Annotated in this window: 9 protein-coding genes; 3 read left to right on the top strand and 6 right to left on the bottom strand. The window is 41.5% G+C overall.

Features of this window, described 5'->3' with window-relative positions:
- Nucleotides 1–43: 43 nt before the first annotated feature.
- On the top strand, nucleotides 44–3,007 hold the full coding sequence (locus tag H5158_RS01500; protein WP_182739300.1) for a TonB-dependent receptor: 2,964 nt from the start codon (nucleotides 44–46) through the stop codon (nucleotides 3,005–3,007).
- A gap of 78 nt (nucleotides 3,008–3,085) precedes the next feature.
- Entirely contained in the window at nucleotides 3,086–9,256 is a 6,171-nt protein-coding gene (locus tag H5158_RS01495; RefSeq protein ID WP_182739299.1) for a pectinesterase family protein, read from the top strand.
- A 640-nt stretch (nucleotides 9,257–9,896) separates the two neighbouring features.
- Here the strand turns inward: H5158_RS01495 and H5158_RS01490 are convergent.
- From H5158_RS01490 to kduD, 6 genes are all read right to left on the bottom strand, one after another.
- Nucleotides 9,897–10,916: a LacI family DNA-binding transcriptional regulator gene (locus tag H5158_RS01490; RefSeq protein ID WP_145239108.1), complete on the bottom strand. Its 1,020-nt coding sequence runs from the start codon at nucleotides 10,914–10,916 to the stop codon at nucleotides 9,897–9,899.
- Nucleotides 10,917–11,106: 190 nt separating this feature from the next.
- On the bottom strand, nucleotides 11,107–12,408 hold the full coding sequence (locus H5158_RS01485; RefSeq protein ID WP_145239111.1) for a TRAP transporter large permease: 1,302 nt from the start codon (nucleotides 12,406–12,408) through the stop codon (nucleotides 11,107–11,109).
- Nucleotides 12,408–12,896 (bottom strand): TRAP transporter small permease, encoded by a 489-nt coding sequence (locus tag H5158_RS01480; RefSeq protein WP_145239113.1) that lies wholly within the window; start codon nucleotides 12,894–12,896, stop codon nucleotides 12,408–12,410. The genes H5158_RS01485 and H5158_RS01480 overlap by 1 nt, the downstream gene beginning before the upstream one ends.
- Before the next feature lie 9 nt (nucleotides 12,897–12,905).
- The gene (locus H5158_RS01475) at nucleotides 12,906–13,883 is read right to left on the bottom strand and encodes a TRAP transporter substrate-binding protein (protein ID WP_259397119.1); all 978 of its coding nucleotides are present in this window, start codon (nucleotides 13,881–13,883) and stop codon (nucleotides 12,906–12,908) included.
- A 41-nt stretch (nucleotides 13,884–13,924) separates the two neighbouring features.
- Nucleotides 13,925–14,767, bottom strand: coding sequence for a 5-dehydro-4-deoxy-D-glucuronate isomerase (gene kduI / locus H5158_RS01470; protein WP_145239116.1), 843 nt, complete (start codon nucleotides 14,765–14,767; stop codon nucleotides 13,925–13,927).
- 23 nt (nucleotides 14,768–14,790) lie between these two features.
- Entirely contained in the window at nucleotides 14,791–15,555 is a 765-nt protein-coding gene (gene kduD / locus H5158_RS01465; RefSeq protein ID WP_182739298.1) for a 2-dehydro-3-deoxy-D-gluconate 5-dehydrogenase KduD, read from the bottom strand.
- Between the two features lie 185 nt (nucleotides 15,556–15,740).
- On the opposite strand from kduD, the gene H5158_RS01460 reads away from it, so the two are divergent.
- Nucleotides 15,741–17,198 carry a tagaturonate reductase gene (locus H5158_RS01460; RefSeq protein WP_182739297.1) on the top strand — a complete coding sequence of 486 codons (1,458 nt, stop codon included), beginning with the start codon at nucleotides 15,741–15,743 and terminating at the stop codon, nucleotides 17,196–17,198.
- Nucleotide 17,199 lies beyond the last annotated feature (1 nt).

Here is a 17,199-nt window from a genome sequence, read left to right as displayed (position 1 = left end):
CATATCTTGCACACACAATTAAAAGCCTGGAAAAGGAACAAAGATGAAGAGCATGAGATTAAGCACGATCGCAGCAGCATTAATGGTAGCTATGCCACTTTATGCGCAAACAGCTGATCCTGTACAGCCAAAGGTAGAAAGTGACAAACCAACAACAAACGCCGAAATAACAGCAGATAAAAAAAACGTAGAAGCTGAAGATGATATTGAAATCATTGCTGTAACAGGCGTTTATCAAGCAGATTTAAAAGCACGTGCTATGGAGCGCGATGCAAAAGCATTTAGCTCAGTGATTGCCACGGATGACATGGGAAACTTTGTTGACCAAAATGTTGCAGAATCACTTCGTCGAATTCCAGGTGTGACACTTGAACGCAGTGAAGGTGAAGGAAAATACATTGCCGTGCGTGGTTTAGGCCCTAAATTCGTATCAGTGAGCATGAATGGTGCAGAACTGTCTGGCGCAGGTGATGACCGTAAAATTGGCCTTGATGGCATCACCAGTGATTCACTCGGTGCAATTGAAGTATTTAAAACCCTTACCCCAGATATGAACCTCAATTCAATTGGTGGTGCAGTCAACGTAAAAGCCATCTCTGCCTATGATCGTGGTAAAAACACATTAAAAATGAAGCTACAAAATTCATACAGTGAATTACGCGAAGAGCAATCGCCTAAATTTAGCATTGATGGTACACAACTATTTTTAGATGAGAAAATAGGGGTTGGTTTTGCTCTATCCTATGAAGACAGAAAAACCCAAGTAGATGAAGTACGCCATCATAGCACCCGCGAATTAAACTTTTTACAAGGGGGAATTGGTCTAAGCGAAGAAGAACTCAGTGTCGCCCCAGAAATTTTGATCCCCGCGCAACTCGAAAACCGCCGTGAAATTGCTGATCGAACACGTACCACCGCAACTTTAAATGTTGAGTTTAAGCCAACCGCAGACAGTTTTTATTACATACGAGGTAACTACTCAAATTACACCGATAATGACGTCGCACAAAGAGAGTTTTATAACTTTTATAACGGCGACCAAGCAGATGAAATTATCTATGTAAATACTGATACAAAAGAGTTTGCGCTGTCTGATATCGATATTTACAACCAATTTTTCATTCAAGAAGGTGAAACGACTACAACCAATTACAGCATCGGTGGTGAAAACTATATTACCGATACTTTACGTGTAGATTATGAATACGCGTATTCTAAAACAGATGATAAATCAGTGGGTGATCGCCGCGTGCAATTTCGTGAGCGCGAAAATATTGTCTACGGTCAAGGTAGTAAAAACAATATTGTTGCACAGGTGCTAACTCCTGAAGAAGCTGCTGCCCTAGGTGGTTTTGCGTTAGATCCAGATAATGATGTTTTTGCCGGTGAAGCCGATGGTGATATCAGCGATTTATCAAATATGGAATACGACAACTTATTTATGGAAGACAGTGTCCGCACTGATGAAGTCACTAGTATCAAGTTAAACTTACAAAAAGACTTTGATTTTGAGTACCTTAATTTCATTAAAATTGGTGGCACTTATAACGAACGCGAACACTTCCGTGATAAAGATCGCTGGAGCTATGCAATAAACCCTCTCGATTGTGGAACGGATGAAACCTGTATTACAGTCGCCAACTCAAATGTTACTGATTATAACTTTGCGGTTCCTGAGGGTGGCTTATTTACCTATCCTTTTGTTAGCAACGAAGACCTTGAGTACATAGTTGACTCAACTAAAATTACGCGCGACAGTGCCACCGGTGGCGAGGTGTCAATTGACAGCACCAAAGAAGACTATACCTTATACGAAGATACCTACGCAGCTTATATTATGACTGAGCTGCAGCTATCAGAGCAGGTCAGTGTTATTACCGGTGTACGCTATGCACATACCGAATTTTCATCAACCGGTTATATGTCATTATCAAATGATGATTGGAATTTTGGCGGTGATCACACCTTAGATATTTCGGTACCTTTACCTGAGGCATCCATTACCTACAGTGAATTTTTCCCAAGTATGCATATACGCTACGAACCAAATCCTGAAATGTTGGTTCGTACATCACTGTGGACTAGTTATACCCGCCCTTCGTTTAAGCAAGCGCGTGGTTATGCGCGTTTTGATAGTGATATTAGTTTATGTGATCCAACGACTAATGAATGCTACAACTCACCAGATGGACAAAGCGCAATTGATTTACAAGGCTATATTTTAGGGCCAGACAATGCGTTACAAGTAGGTAACCCAAATTTGGTGGCAATGACTTCGGATAACTTTGACGCTTCGTTTGGCTGGTATCCATCAAAAGAGTTATTTATGGAAGCTGCAGTATTTTACAAAAATATTGATAACTTCATCGTCGATGTCACCGGTATTCAAATGAGCATAGATGAGCTCCCGCTTACTTTACCTGTAAACCAAGTATCTGATTTTGCAATTCCTCAAGATCTTGCTCTAAATCAGGTTGATATCACCCTCAATGGTGATAAAGCCACAGTCTACGGGATTGAGCTTAGTTACAATCAGTTCTTCGAAAATGGCTTATTTTGGCAAAGTAATATGACCTTTGTAAAAAGTGAAGCCGAACTCGACGCCACTATTCGTCAAGACAAAATGCAGCTACCAGGCCAAGCAGATATCACCGGTAACATTGCTGTTGGTTGGGAAGATGAGACTTTCTCGTTACGCCTAATTAGTAATTACCGCTCAGATATCCTTGAAGAGGTTGGCTCTTGTCCAGTATCAGCTTCTGTATCAGACCCACATACCTGTAAGTCATGGGCTGATATATACCAAGACGATATCTTAACCTTTGATATGAAAGTGAAATATGATTTTACGAAAAGCCTCAGCGTGTATTTTGACGCGATTAACTTAACCGATGAAGCAGATTTACGTTATTTCAAAGGTAATGATTTATCCGGTGGTGAAATCCTCTATCAACGTGAAGATTATGGTCGTACGTTCCAGTTAGGTATGAATTATAAATTTTATTAACAGCTACTAATAATGAAAAACGTTAATTTCACACACAATTAACGCGTTAATGACGCGCTTTCATCCTTGGAGGGATGCATGAATAATACAATAAAAATACCATCGTGTTTGCTGATCACCGCGATCTTAGCAGGCTGCGGTGAAGATAGTTCTATCAATGTCAAAGAAGCCCCGTTACCACCAGTGCAAGGGGTATTTGTTGACAGCCCTGTTGCTGGTTTAACCTACAACAGCCCATCAATAAGCAATGGTGTAACAAACGCAAATGGACAATTCGATTACTTTAGAGGTGAAGCTATCGATTTCTCAATTGGTGCACTTACCTTCCCTACGGTCTCTGCCGCCAATGTATTAACTCCACTTGCTTTATTTTCGACAGATACCGTGTTTCATCCTGCTGTTATTAATAGTTTGCGTTTATTACAGTCACTAGATGTTGATGGTGATCCTAGCAATGGCATCACCATCAGCGAGCAAGCAGCACAAGCAGCCGTTATGACTTTAGCCGAAGGACAAACGATTACGGACTATTTTAGTAGCGATGAGTTTGAGGCAAACGTTAATGCGTGGCTCGCTGATGCAGGCTCAGCTAATAATACCTTAATTCCAGCTGATCAAGCGATTGTGCACTTTGTTGATTTTATTTTTAAGCAATACAACAGCACCCAACCTTTAGCATTTAATACTGCCGATTTTAGCGGAACATTGTATAACCCATTAGTACAAGGCAGTGAGGCAAGTATTGCACAGTTGATATTAACACCCGTTGATGAAGCAAACCTTAGTGGCACATTCAGCCAAGTAGTGGATGGTAGCGAAACAGTAACAGGCAATTATTCGTTTTTATTTGGTAATCGCGTACTTGCACTGACCTCAGGTGAAGGCGAATCAGCTACCACAGAGTATATTATTTCCCGCTCTCATAACACCGTAAATAATACCTACAGTGTTTGTGCCACCAGCGATCCAAGCGCACTGGCAACACTGGTGCTTACTTGTGATAGTAATGATGATGCTAAAAACAATATTTTAGTGTTCTCCGAGCAGCAAGCGCAAGAAGAGCTTATAAAGCTTAACGATCTCGCAGAGCAAGCAGGCTTAGCCCTAATTGAAGAGTTTGATACTGACACTGAAACATTTTTCTCATCGAGCTATAAAAGCTTATCGGATGAGCAAGGCAGCGGCCCGTTATATTTTAAAAGTGGCGGTAGTGCAAAAATTGACGATGTAGCAGGCCAACTAATTCTTGAAGGCGACCGTATTACCATCGGTAATACCCTGCCCGGCAAAGAATCAACAGCGACTGATAGCTCAGGTGTGGGGATTTATAATTTAAGCGAAGGGTTTACCATTAGCTTTGATGTTGTTTCTCATAATAGTGCTGGTGGATTATCGCTTTATGTTGATAATAATACTGCCAGTCAAAGTAATTCAGTGCATGGTGGTGCTTCAAAGTTTTATGGTAAAGACATAAACGAAACCAACACCCCTGCAGGTCAACGGTTTTCATATACCTACATTCCAGGCGAAGATGTAAATACTGGCCCTGATCTGACTCATGTCGATGCCCGCGGTATTTTAAATCCTGAGATTAAAAATTCATATTTCCAAATACGCACTGATTCAGCGGCAATGATTGTCATTGATAACTTAACCATTGAAACAGTGGCAACCGACGTACCAGATGTTGAACCGCCGGTTGAACCACCGATTGATCCTCCTGTGGAAGGTGAGATCCCAACAGTAGAATTACCAATTACCACTGACTTTACCGCACTTACTGCGGATATTTTCTCTGTTGATCATCAAAAAATTATTGATGCAAACGGCGATGAAATCCCCATGTTTAGCAAAACAGGCGGCTCAGTCACTGTGATTGATACTGGATTAGAACTCAATGGAGGTCGTTTCACATTAGGTAACACCACCCCAGGTATTGAAACAGCAGCAACGGATACCACCACCAGTGGAGCGCTGGATTTGTCTCGTCCTTATCAAGTGGTGATGGATATTGTCAGTATAAGTGACCCTGAAGGTGATAATAAATTCCAAATATATGTGGATAACAACTCATCAAGCAGTTCTAAATCAATCCATGGTAATGACTCACGTTTTTATAATGAATTGATCAACTCGCTTACTGCTGGTCAAACTTTAACAGTACCCGGAAAGCTTGCGACTAAAAACTCATTTTTACAGTTACGTACCGAAACAGGCGGCACTGTGGTTATCAATAACCTCAGAGTTGAGTATGTTAAAGATCCATCTGTATTTAGCTGCACGGATGCACCTGAACTGTATTTTTGTGATGACTTTGCCAATGGTGATTTAAATAATTGGCAAATTTTAGCCAAGCCAGATAACACTGAAGCCCCAATGGGTGAGTTTGATGTACTTGATATCATGGGTAATAACATGATGCGATACACCGCAGGCGGTGCTGGGGGCGAGCTAATTTTAGCCACTGAAGAAGCTATGGCAAACGTGCCTTCGACAGGTAACTACTTTGTTGAAGCGAAAATTCGCCCGCGCCAGAACTCTACCACGGCCAATAAGCAGATCTTTTTGATGGCACGCTATTTAAATTCCGGTAATTGGTACGCCGGTGGCTTAAATGTGCAAAACTCATCAAGCAGTACGCAAGTGGAGGTTGCCGTTAGTAGCGAAGGGTCGATTGCGCGTCCAGTGCAAACAAAATCACCAATCTTACTCGGTGAAAAAGGCGCTACAGAAGACGGCGTTTGGTACACCACTCGATTTGAGATGATTGATGATCAACTTACCGTATACTTAGATGGTGAGAAAATGGGCTCTGCGACTGATACCAGCTATACAGCGCGTGGCTTAATTGGTGTGTTTACGAATAATCGTTCGTTTGAAATTGATGATGTAAAAGTGGGCGACCCTAGTATCAAGCCAATTCAGTTAACCCTTGATTACAAAGAGCCTAATTGGGACACAAGTACCAGTATGGATCCATTGTTGATCAACGTTACAGCGATTAAAAACGACGGTATCACAGCCGACACCTACACGGTCACTTCAAGCAATGAAGCAGTGGTGAGCGTTACAATCGATGGAAATGCGATCACCCTTACACCGATTGCTGCAGGCGATGCAACGATCACATTTGTATCGGATTCAGACCCAAGTATTACCCGTACTATTAAAGTCTCTGTTGCAGAAGGCTTTGTTATGCCAACTGCTGACTATGGTGATTTAACAGCTAAAGTAATGCCAGCGATTGCTAGCGATAACCAATTTGTTGATACCCAATTATCGCTTACTTTTGATAACGCCCCTACCTTTGGTAGTTTAGGTGAAGTTCGTATTTATAAGCAAAACGACAACACCCTAGTTGATACCCTCAAAGTGGGTAAAAATGTCGATGTGATAGGCTACACCGGCCAGGATAAAGTCCGCTCTGTGTACTACTACCCGCTCACAATTGAAGGCAATACCTTAACCATTAAACCGCATAATAATGTGCTTGAATATGGCCATACTTATCGTGTTGTCATTGGTGATGATGTGGTATTAGGCGCACAACTCAACGGTACTGATTTTATTGGCCTCGGTGATAATAGCCAATGGACGTTCACCACTAAAGTGACAACGCCGGCAAGCAATCAACTATTGGTTGATGATGACGGTGTAGCTGACTTTAGAACCGTGCAAGGTGCACTTAACTTTGCAATGGCAAATCTTGCTAAAAATGAGCAAACCACCATTTCAGTCAAAGATGGTGTATATAATGAACTGCTATTCTTACGTAATAAAAATAACGTAACTATACAAGGGCAAAGCCAAGACAATACTATTATTCAGTACGAAAACTTCGAAACACTCAATGGTGGCTCAGGTGGCAGTGCGCCTGTAGGTTCTGGCACACCGGGTGGCGGTCGTGGTGTATTCTTAGTTGAAGGTGCGGATATGTTAGTGATCAACAACCTAACATTGAAAAACACGCATTTGCGTAACAAGGTTGATTCAAACCAAGCTGAAACAATTTACTTTAATAGTAATGGTCGTTTAGTGGCTAATAATGCCAGCTTTATTAGCGAACAAGATACCCTATTACTGAAAGGTTATAGCTGGTTCTACAACAGCTTAGTTGCTGGTAATGTTGACTTTATTTGGGGCTACCCAGTTACCGCATTATTTGAAAGCAGTGAAATACGCACTATAGGTGACTCTAAAGACAATGACCCAACGCAAGACACCTCTGGAGGCTATGTATTACAAGCACGCGTACCTGTGCAAACAGATCCTGGCTTTATCTTTTTAAACAGTAGTTTTACTCATGGCCCAGGACCAATTGGCAATGATGTGTTAGATAATTCAACCTATATTGCACGCAGTGGTGGCAGTGACACATATTTCGATAACATAACGCTTATCAATAATAAGTTTGATACCCACATTGCAACCTCAGGTTGGGCTGTGCAAGGTGTTAACAGTCAACCTGCACCAAATCCAGAAATTGCAACGGCTACCAGTGGCTGGCGCGAGTATGGCAGCATGGATTTAGCAGGTAATGCCCTTGATTTAAGTGCCCGTGTTGGCGGTTACATTATGCAAGACAGCGACGTGGTTAACTTACTTGAGCGTAATGCTATTTTTGCAAGCTTTAATGATGGCCAAGGTTGGACACCTGAACCACTAGCAATCCCAATCTTGCCAGATGAGCCAATTGCAATTACACCGGTGAATAATAGTCTGGGTTTTGCTGGTTATAATTTTAACCTAACCGCTGGCGAAGGTGGAACAGTCGTGACCGTTGATAATGGCACAGCGCTTAAATCGGCTTTAGCACAAGCAAAATCATCAGGTGTTCCAGTGACTATTTATGTCGACGGTGTCATTACTGATGCAAACAGTGGCGGCGATAATTCTTCTATCGAAATTAAAGATATGGATAATATCTCAATCATTGGTGTGGCAGATCGTGGTGAGCTAAGTGGTATCGGCATTGCTATTCGTCGTGCTAATAACATCATTATCCAAAACTTAAAAATCCATGAAGTACTTACCGGCGGTAAAGATGGTATTTCGATTGAAGGTGATGAAAATAAACCTACCGCGAATATCTGGATTGATCATAACGAACTCTATTCATCGTTAAATGTTGATCAAGATTATTATGATGGTTTAATCGATTCTAAATCGGGTGCTGAAAACATTACCATTTCATATAACTATATTCACGATAGCTGGAAAACGTCACTCCATGGTCACAGTGATGATGACTCGAGCAGCAACAAGAATCGTCATATTACCTTTCACCATAACCGCTTTGAAAACATCATATCGCGTGTTCCGTTGTTTAGATTTGGTCTAGGCCATATATTCAACAACTATTATAACAATATCACCTCTAGCGCGATTAACTCACGAATGGGCGCAGAGCTACATATTGAGAATAACTACTTTGAGCATACTAAAAATCCTGTGGTCTCTTTTTACTCAAAAGTAATTGGTTATTGGAATACCTCTGGTAACTACCTAGGTGAAGGCGTTACTTGGGGTGATGTGGCTGACGGCGATGTGGCAGCAGAGGTTACTGCTACAGGTATGACACCCACCAGCTCATACCAAGCACCTTACGAGTATAAGTTAACTCCAGTAATGGACGTTAAAGCGCATGTTATTGCCCATGCCGGTATTGGTAAAATAGATCAAAGCGATTTAGACATCCCAGACATTGCAGCGCCAAGTGAGCCACCTGTGCAACAGCCGCTTGGTTTACCATTTACTGAAAATTTTGCCGCAGCAAATGCTGACGAATTTTTTAGTAATAGCTACCGCGACCTATCAGGTTTAGCGGGTACGGGGACCCCGCTGTTTCATCGTGTCACTGGCACAATCGATGTATCCGCTGGGCAACTAACCATGACAGGTGCACGTATTAGCATTGCCAATACCACCCCTGCGGTGAATACCACCTCAGCGGATGCAAGCACAACGGGTCTACTTGATTTAAGTAACAACTATCAAGTGAGCTTTAAAGTCGCGGCTGTAGCAGGTAACACCGCAAAAAGCTTCCAAATATATGTAGATAACAATACCTCAGGTAGCGCTAATTCGATCCATGGCGGCTCTTCAAAGTTTTATTCAGTAAAACTTGAAGAGCTCGTCCCTGGTCAAACGTACACCGTCGATGGGTTGGTAGCCACAGCAACCTCATTCATCACTCTCAGAACGGAAAGTGAAGCAACTATCACATTGGATGAGATAACCATTCAGTAGTTGTAATGAGAGCAGCCAAGCGCTGCTTTAAGACAATTTGATAGTTACCAATACCCTTGCCCCGCACAGCAAGGGTATTTTTTTATCCATATCATTCCTTTCTCTTTGCGCAACAAAATCTTCAAGTTAATAATTCACAAAGAGATTAACAGGCGCTGCGGTTAAAGAGCTAGCCTCCATTAAAAATGGGGGGATTACCCTAGGGCATGAAGTTAACGTTATTAAATTGAGTTAGTAATTTTTCAAGTACGACTGCATAGATGCAGGAGGTAGAGCAATGCAGGAGTAATTGCCAAGAACACCCTATCAAAATTTCTGCCTTGGTATCACTGTATTTATCTGTCGCTATAAATGGTCAGTAACTTAATACAATTGATATCAGCCGGGGCTTACAGCGCACAAAATGTTCCAGATATTAAAAACGAGCGCTATGCATTTTATCCTTTAGGCAGCATATCGGCCGTTTCGTTTAACAGCGATATTTCATGCTATTTTATCAAAGGTGCTCCTCAAATTTAATTAACTCATTAATTAAATCAAAAAAGTATATTGGATTACGGATAGAAGTAAGCGCCCTACTGTCAGTTAGGCGCTTTATATGTCTGTAACAAAAAGGTTATTATGAGGGGGGTAATCGGTACTATTTAGCGCATCTGTTAGTAGATTCACGCTTCACTAAATAAGGAGTGACTACGTCATCTAATTTAATTTTTTCACTTTGTGTCGATTGGCTTTTATTGATGAGTTTTTGCACCGCTAAACATGCCATATTTTGTACAGGTCTTCGAATAGTCGTTAGCGATGGAATGATCCGTGAAGCCAAAATATTATCATCAAAACCTGCTACTGATAGCTGTTCTGGTACTTTGATGTTTAAATTACTGGCAACCCGTAACACCCCAGCCGCCATTTCGTCGTTGTTAGCAACAATGGCCGTTGGTCTTGGTTCAGTGCTTAACAATGTCATAGCGCACTCAATACCACTTTCGTAACTATTTTTGCCTTCAATAATACGATTTCCAGGCAGTTGCACATTACATTGTTGCAGTTCAGCTAAAAATCCAGCTAAGCGTTCGATTGAAGAACGATAAACTTGCGGTCCAGAAATAAAACCAATGTCTTTATGACCAAGTTCAACCAAGTAGCTGGCCATTTCTTTCATTGCTGCGCGTTCGTCTGAGACCACAATATTATCAGCATCATCTAAATCTACCGATGCTAAGCGCACATAAGGACAACCTGCTTCACGAATTGCTGCAGCCAACTCTTTGTTTTCAGATACTGGCGGTAAAATAATCACGCCATCAAGCTTAGAGCGAGAGATAAATGACAGGCAATCGTCAATAAATTCAGCACTTTTAGAGTAACTAGGATGAACAACCAATTCATAGCCAAGTTCAGAGCAGACGCTTAATGCACCTCGTTGCACCTGATCAATATACAATGCATCGGGGTTATCATAAATTAAACCTAATAAGTAAGAACGACTTGATGCCAGCCCCCGAGCTTGTTTGTCAGGAGAAAAACCAACTTCGCTGATAATTTTAAGCACTCGCTCTCGCGTCGCTTCACCCACAGCGGGAGAGCGGTTGATCACACGTGAAACTGTGCGCTTTGAAACACCACACAGCTTAGCTACATCATTAATCGTTACTGACATAAAAGTTCCTATTTAGGATGATTGCAAAGTTTAACACTAACCGTAGATCCATAGAAGTAGTTAGTCAGCTCTTGTTATACATTGACTACTTTGATTTAAAAGAAAAATGGAGCTGTTGAGCTCCATCACAGATTTGTTTGATTAAGTTGGCCTAAACGCTGGCAAATAAATTATCCCAAGTTCAGGTTAGTTACTCGATTAAACCAAATAAACGCGGTAACGTTTCACTGATCGCCGGTACATATGTAACCAACATCAATACCAGAAACATCACAGCATACAGCGGCATCATTGGCTTAATTATTTTATGTAACGATGTTTTCGCCACCGCACAACTGACAAACAGCACACTCCCAACTGGCGGAGACACCAAGCCAATTGATAAGTTTAATACAATCATAATCCCAAATTGAATCGGCGACATACCAAATTGCTCAGCTACCGGTAAAAAGATCGGTGTAAAAATCAATACCGCAGGCGTCATATCAATAAACGCGCCAACCAAAATTAAAATCAGATTGATTAACAACAAGATTAAAATCGGATTATCACTGAGTGTTAAAAAGAACTCACTGACCAGCTGTGGAATATGTGTGTATGACAATAACCACGACATGCCCGAAGACGCGGCAATGATCAGCATTACAATAGCCGTTGTTTCACAAGCTTTTAGTAATATAGCAGGCATTTCAGCTATATTGATTTCTTTGTAGATAAATACCGACAGTATTAAAGCATAAATAACGGCAATAGCGCCGGCTTCAGTTGCGGTAAATACACCGCCAATAATGCCGCCAATAACAATAAAAATAAGCAACAAGCTTGGCAAAGCTGCGAGTATTTTTTTCATCACAATGTTAAATGGCAGTCTTGCTGTTACTGGGTAGTTGTTTTTAATCGAGTAAATAGCGCAAACAATCATCAATGCCAGCCCTACTAAAATACCCGGTAAGTAGCCGGCAATAAATAATGCCGCAATCGACACCCCACCACTGGCGATGGCATAGATAATTAAAATATTACTCGGTGGTATTAACATGCCCGTAGTGGCTGCACTTGCGGTAACCGCCGCAGCAAAACTGGCACTGTAACCATGTTTTTTCATTTCTGGCACCATAAAACTACCAATCGCCGATGTGGCTGCAACGGCAGAGCCTGATATTGCACCAAATAACATGCACGACATTACATTTACGAGTGCCAGGCCGCCGGGTAAAAAGCCTATCATCGCCATAGCACATTCAATCAGCCGTTTAGCAATGCCGCCTTGACCCATTATCAATCCAGACAAGATAAAAAATGGGATTGCCAATAATGCGAAACTATCAATGCCACCGGCCATTTGTTGGGCTATGGTCGTGGTGGCAGGCGTAAAATCAATGTGCATTAATAGCGCTGCTAATGTTGATAGCGCAATACACAAAGAAATAGGTACATTAATAAATAACAATACAAAAAAACAAACGATTAAAACAATTGCTGTTAAGTCCATTACGCTTCCTCCGTGAATTTTTGCTGTGCATAATTGATCAGGTTTTCAATGCAATTAATCACAATCAACACCCCGCTCAGCGGTAAAACGATATACACATAACCCATGTTGATCTCAAGCGCCGCTGAGGTTTGCTTTAATTCAAAGCTCAGCATCATCAATTGGCTGCCGCCATACACTAAAATACTTAATGCTGTGATCAGCACGCAGATTTCGATTACAAATGAACACTTATACCTAAGTGACGGGATCATTTTTTGATAAAACAGATCAAGTCCTAAATGTGCTTTAGTACGATACGCATACGAAGCGCCCAAGACACCAATCCAAATCAGGATAAAACGCGCTAACTCTTCGGTGTATGAGCTCGGTGCACGTAAAATAAATCGTGAAAATACTTGCCAACAAACAACGGTTACAATTGCTATCATGGCCAAAATCAGTAATCGCTCTATGATGCGATTTAAGTGTGTGTTGAGTTGTCGCATTGTTTGCTCCTACATGCTTTTTATTTTTTTAATGTGAGCTGCAACCGCTGTATCAGCGAACGAAGCATGAAAATCAGCCACTTTATCTTGAAACGCTTGTTTGTCAGGGTAGGTCACTTGTACGCCTTCTGCGATAACTGCTTTAAGCGCCTCATCAGATGCGTTTTGCCACAATGAACGTTGGTACTCAACAGAGTCGGCCATCGCTTGGGTTAACCACTGTTGTTGTTCGTTGTTAAGTGAGTTCCAAACTTCTAAGCTTGCTAAAATTACATCTGGAACAAAGGTATGTTCGTCCAGCGAATAATATTTAGCGATTTCGTAATGACGAGATAAGTAATAGCTTGGCGGATTGTTCTCTGCGCCATCAACTACACCTTGTTGCAGTGCGGCATATAATTCGCCCCATGCAATCGGTGCTGCAGCGCCGCCTAAAGCCTGCACTGTTGCTACTGCTGTAGGGCTATTTAACACGCGAATTTTTTTACCTATTAAATCATCTGGGGTATTAATCGCGCCATTGGTGGTGTAAAAGCTGCGGCTGCCTGCATCGTAATAGCCCAAACCTTTAAGCCTTGCAGTGCTCACTTTATTAAGTAGATCGGTGCCTAAGTCACTTTTAAGTACACGCCAAAAATGTTCACTATCGCGAAACAAATACGGAATGCCAAACACTTTCATCTCAGGTACAAAGCCTTCCAGCGGGCTTGCCGATACTTTAGTGATTGATAAACTTCCAATTTGTAACAACTCAATGAGTTCACGTTCAGACCCCAACTGACCACCTGGATAGATAACAATTTCCATTGTGCCATTTGAATAAAATGCCAAACGTTCAGCCATATATTCCATTGCTTGATGCACCACATGGCGGGTGTCTAATGTATGTGCCAAAGTTAATCGCACTGTTTTTTTGTCATCAGTGCAACTAGTTAGCAAAAATAACGACAAAACTAGCATTATCTTTATGAGAAGATTTCTATTCATTATTATTTCTTCTTATCGCTATATGATCATTAAAGAGCTGATTATCTCAGCTCGCTTGGTTGATATTTATCCATATCATCATAATCGAGGTTTTCACCAGCCATGCCCCAAATAAAACTGTAGTTTTGTGTGCCAGCACCTGAGTGAATTGACCATGGTGGCGATACCACTGCTTGCTCGTTATGTACCCAAATATGGCGAGTTTCAGTCGGCTCGCCCATAAAGTGACACACCGCTTGCTGCTCTGGCACTTCAAAATAAAAATACACTTCGTTGCGACGATCATGCTGATGAGCTGGCATGGTATTCCAGACGCTGCCTGGTTTTAATTCCGTTAGCCCCATTTGTAGTTGGCATGTTTGTACTACGGTATTGATCAGCATCTGATTAATATCGCGCTCATTGGAGGTTTCAAGCGCACCTAAATGCAATACATTGGCATCATTACGTGTCACTAACTTATTTGGATATTTGTGGTGAGCTGGTGCAGAATTAAGATAAAATTTTGCCGGATTGCCACTGTCATGACTAGTAAACAGCACCTCATTGGTATCTTTACCTAAATACAAGGCATCTTTATAGCCAAGCTGAAAATCTTCTCCATCAGCAGTCACCGTGCCGCTGCCGCCAACATTGATCACACCAAGCTCTCTACCCGTTAAAAAGTTTGCTGCTTTTAAGTTGTCTACCGTTTCTAACCTAAGCGGTGCGCTGGTTGGCACCGCACTGCCCACCATAAAACGCTCGTAGTGAGTGTATAACCAATAAATGGTGTTCTCTTGCATGAGTTTGTCGACCAAAAACTCATCTCTTAACTGTTGGGTGTCATAGCCTTTAACTTCATTTGGACCAACGGCATAACGTGACTCTATTTGTGTGCTCATAACATGCTACCTAAAATTAAAAATTATCGTGCTAACCAGCCACCATCAACCGCGAGAATATGGCCATTGACATAGTCACTGGCTGTTGATGATAAAAATATGGCTGAACCAATTAAGTCTTCTGCTTCACCCCAACGCCCCGCAGGGATACGCTTTTCAATTTCACTATTACGAGCGGCATCATCTTGTAATGCTTGGGTGTTATCGGTTCTAAAATAACCTGGCGCAATAGCATTAACCTGAATATTGTGTTGCGCCCATTCGTTTGCCAGCGCTTTAGTAAGACCCGCTACCGCATGTTTGCTCGCGGTATATGCTGGGACTGTCATACCGCCGCTGTATGACAGCATTGAGGCAATATTAATTATTTTGCCAAACCCTTGTTTGATCATGTTTGGCGCAACCGCTTGGGCCAATAAAAAACTGGCATCAAGGTTTACTTTCATCACGTTCTGCCATTGCTCATACGGGTAATCCACCGCAGGGCTGCGAAATATTGTGCCGCCAACATTAACCAAAATATCAATACCGCCATGATTAGCTAAGGCTGTAGCTGCTAAGGCATTCACTGAATCCGTATTACTCAAATCAGCTTCATAATCATACGCCTCACCACCGCGCTCTTTGATCATCTGACACGTTGCTTGGCAGCCGTGCTCTTTACTACTACTGCAAATAACCTTGGCGCCAGCAGCTGCTAAACCCAGTGCAATTTGTTGACCCAGTCCGCGGCTTGCACCGGTGACGAGTGCCGTTTTTGAAGTTAGATCAAACAAAGTGGCTGTCATTTTAAATTCCTGTATAAAGTGTTTATTACGTAATTACTAATTCAATGTAAATTGAATTGACTAAACTTGTTAATACCCATTCTTCGCTACCGGTGGCAATTTGTCAAATATTATTTGCCACCGGTGGCAAATATAGCTAAGATGTAAATATCAATCAGCCCATATAACGTTTATAGGTTCATATTATGCAAGCACTGAATAGAAAAAACTTTAATAAAAACAAATACCCAACAAAAATAATGCAATACGGTGAGGGGAATTTCTTGCGTGCATTTATCGATTGGCAAATTGATAAACTCAATGAAACAAGTGTTCTAAACGCCGGCGTTGCGGTGATCCGCCCTATTGATTATGACGCAATTCCTTTACTTAATGTTCAAGATGGTTTGTATACCACTATTATTCGTGGCTTAAACGAGCAAGGTGAAACCGTCGCCGATCACCGTATTATTAGTTCAATCAATGAAGAAATTCCTGTCTATAAAGATTTTCCGCGTTATATGGCATTAGCTGAGAATCCGGATCTGAAAATTATTTTTTCAAATACCACTGAAGCTGGTATTGAATATATTGATACTGATAGACTCGATGACGCTCCCGCTAAAGCATTCCCAGCTAAATTAACGCAGTGGTTGTTCCATCGCTTTAATCACTTTAACGGCTCAGCTGACAGCGGCATGGTGATCATCCCTTGTGAGTTAATTGACTACAACGGCGAGAAACTCAAAGAAATCGTGTTTCAATACTGCCAACTTTGGCAACTACCTGAGGCGTTTTCAAGCTGGTTGAATGAAGCTAACCACTTTTGCTCAAGCTTAGTTGACCGTATTGTCACTGGCTTCCCCCGTGATGAGCATCAACAACTACAAGAATCGTTAGGTTATTTAGATAACTTTATGGTGACCGCTGAGTACTTTCACTTGTTTGTTATTCAAGGACCGCAGCATCTAGCTGAATTATTATGCTTGCAAGACAGTGAGCTAAATATAAAAATTGTTGATGATATTTCACCTTACAAACAACAAAAAGTCGGTATTTTAAATGGTGCTCATACGGCTTTAGTGCCACTAGCTTACATGGCGAACATTGATTCTGTGGGCGATGCGCTGGCCGACCCTTTGTTTGAAAAATACTTAACCCAGTTAATCTTTGCTGAAATTATTCCCACTCTTGATTTACCTGAAGATGAATTAAAGCGCTTTGCCAATGATGTACTGAACCGCTTCAGAAATCCGTATATTTGCCATTTATTACTGGCTATTTCACTCAACAGTATGACTAAATTTAAGACCCGTATTTTGCCGCAGTTGCACACCTATGTGAAAACAAATAACGCCGTACCGAATATGATGGCATTGGCTATTGCAGGGCAAATTTTGATGTATAAAGGCCTACGTAATGAGCAGCAAATTGAATTGAGCGATGCCCCACAATGGTTAGAACTATTTAATACCCTGTGGCATGACTTTGATAACAATACCCTATCCTTAAACACGCTTGTTGAACAAGTACTAGGGGCACAATGGCATTGGGAAAGTGATTTAAATGGACTTCCTGAATTAACTGCCACCGTTACAGCTCACCTACGTAATATGCTCACTGAAGGTGTAGCTACTACGCTTACTAACCAGTTAGGCCAATAAT

The sequence above is a fragment of the Pseudoalteromonas sp. SR45-6 genome (assembly GCF_014163545.1).
Taxonomy (GTDB): domain Bacteria; phylum Pseudomonadota; class Gammaproteobacteria; order Enterobacterales; family Alteromonadaceae; genus Pseudoalteromonas; species Pseudoalteromonas rhizosphaerae.
The sequence above is the reverse complement of the archived record's forward strand: the minus strand, read 5'-3'. Positions and strand labels throughout refer to the sequence as shown.